Here is a 2,313-nt window from a genome sequence, read left to right as displayed (position 1 = left end):
GCTTAATGATAAATGGAGGGATTATGAGGGATCCGTACAATCCGTGAGGCAGAACGCAAAAATTAAACGAACAACAGCTTAAAAATATAATAAATCAATATAAAAATAACGAAAAAATTACCCCACTTGCAATGTGGCGTTTGGCTAAAATTTATTACAATAAAAAGGAGTATGCTAAAGCACTGGATTTGTATGAAAAAACTCTCCGTTCATCAAATGTAATGGACGAATTTCAAAACCTGGCTCAAGATAGTTTAAATATGTATGCAGACCAAAGCGCTAAAAACTTTGATGAAAAATCAATGCATGAAGCATTGAGGCTTTCTAATAAATTGAAGCTACAATTAAATTCGTGCAATTTGGCTAAAGGTTTTATGTATCTTGGTCAATATAAATTAGCTTTTGATTCTGTGGATAAAAATTCTCTATGTTATAAGTTTATTAAAGCAAATTATGATATTCAAAAAGGCAATCTAAAAAATGCTTTGTCTGACTTAAGTAAATTAAATAAAGATTATCTAAATATTATTTATGGAAGGTTCTCTTATGCTAACGGAGAATTAAGTAAAGCTAAAACGTTTTTTGAAAAATGCTTAAATTCAAAAGATGAATTTTTAAAACAATATGCCAAACTTAAATTGTTTGAAATAAATATAGAAAAAAATATTCAAAACAAACCGATTGACAATAAAGAATTTAAAGGACCATTTTTAACAGAAAGCTTTTTTTTAAACGCTATGTATTATTTTAATAAAAAAAATTATGCTAATGCGATAAATTATTTTGAAAAAGTAGAAAATAACAGAAAGTACAGCGAGCAGGCGCTTTTTTATGAAACATTGTGTCTGATAAACTTAGGTAAAAAAGAGCTTGCTTTAAAAAAGCTTGCAATTTTAGAAAAAAACTATCCAAACTCAACATTAACAGAAAAATTAAAAATTTTACTACAATGAATAAAAATTTGGAAAATTTAGAGTATATATTTGAAAAGCTTATAGAAACGACTCAAAATTTAGAAAAATCGCATGAATTACTAAAACAAAAAATCTCTTATTTAGAAGCTAAATTAGAAAATAATAGGAAATATCTTGAAAATATACTAAATAGTATTACGAATGGGGTATGTACAATTGATATAAACCTTAATATTATCTTTTTAAATCCTGCTGCAAAAAAAATTCTCAATATTGGAGATTATCAAAATAAAAGTTTGAAAGATATATTCAATATAGATGCAAAAAATATTGATGAGGTATTAAATTATTTTAATGAGTATGAAGTATATAGTATTAAATCGGATATAATTAATGTTAAAAAATTAAAAATTAATGCTTCCCGTGTGTACGATAAAGACTTAATAATTGGAGCTGTGCTTGTCTTTGAAGATATTACAAAGCTTGAAGCATTGGAACTTGAAAATAAACAGAAAGAAAAACTTGCAACGCTTGGTCGAATGGCAGCAAGCATTGCGCATGATATACGAAATCCACTTGCAAGTATACAGTTATTTATTTCACTCCTTGAAGAAAATGAAAGCGATAAAAAAGAAATTGTAAAAAACATAAATACAAATATTCAGCGAATTGACGAAATTATTACAAATACGTTGCTTATATCAAAAAAAGTTATAGCAAAAAAAGAAAAAATAAAACTAAACGAACTTATTGAACAAATAGAAAAGGAAATAATAAATAAACTAGTTACATATAATGTAACATTTATAAAAAATGTACAATCTCTAATAATTGTATCCGATAGAAATTTACTAAGAAGCATAATTACAAATTTACTTACCAATGCTATAGAAGCTGCAAAAACATCTGTTGAGTTGTTTGTTAGTGTTTTTAATAATAAATTGGTAATCATTGTTAAAGATGATGGTTGTGCACTTAATGATACAAATACAATCTTTGAGCCTTTTTTTTCTGAAAAAAAATCTGGTGTTGGATTAGGCCTTTTTATTGTTAAAAAAGCCATAGAAGCTTTAAACGGCAAAATAAAGGTTTTGAATGCCAAAAAAACAATATTTATTGCGATGATAAATGTTTAGTTTAATAAAATGGATAAAAATAATTTTTTATATGTTTTTTTATTATATTACACAAAAAGATATTAAAGTTGCAACTAAAATGTTCTCAAAAAAAGTAATTGAGATATGTAAAACTAAAATTATTTCAAATAAAGTTGATTATAATATAAAAAATTTTGTAATAATGGCCACACATAAGAGCTATTTTGATATTTTTTGTATTGAGGATTGTTTTAGTAATGTTAAAATTATCTGGTTTGCAAAAAAGGAATTATTTAAAATCC

3 protein-coding genes are annotated in these 2,313 nt (G+C 25.2%); all 3 read left to right on the top strand.

Annotation, left to right across the window (positions count from 1 at the left end; all coding sequences use genetic code 11):
- The first annotated feature begins 131 nt into the window (after positions 1-131).
- Positions 132-953 (top strand): tetratricopeptide repeat protein, encoded by an 822-nt coding sequence (locus Q0C22_RS00420; RefSeq protein ID WP_291490125.1) that lies wholly within the window; start codon positions 132-134, stop codon positions 951-953.
- Complete coding sequence (locus tag Q0C22_RS00415; RefSeq protein WP_291490124.1) at positions 950-2,050, top strand: ATP-binding protein; 1,101 nt, start codon at positions 950-952, stop codon at positions 2,048-2,050. The genes Q0C22_RS00420 and Q0C22_RS00415 overlap by 4 nt, the downstream gene beginning before the upstream one ends.
- A 31-nt stretch (positions 2,051-2,081) precedes the next feature.
- On the top strand, positions 2,082-2,313 hold a 232-nt coding region (locus tag Q0C22_RS00410; protein ID WP_291490123.1), incomplete at its 3' end, for a hypothetical protein.

It is taken from the genome of Desulfurella sp., assembly GCF_023256235.1.
Lineage (GTDB): Bacteria > Campylobacterota_A > Desulfurellia > Desulfurellales > Desulfurellaceae > Desulfurella.
Note: the sequence above shows the minus strand (reverse complement) of the source record. Positions and strands in the feature narration are given on the sequence as shown.

Bases quoted from the DNA above. Each gene is read 5' to 3' on its own strand.
- Q0C22_RS00415 (WP_291490124.1), top strand. From the start codon at position 950: ATGAATAAAAATTTGGAAAATTTAGAGTATATATTTGAAAAGCTTATA.
- Q0C22_RS00420 (WP_291490125.1), top strand. From the start codon at position 132: ATGTGGCGTTTGGCTAAAATTTATTACAATAAAAAGGAGTATGCTAAA.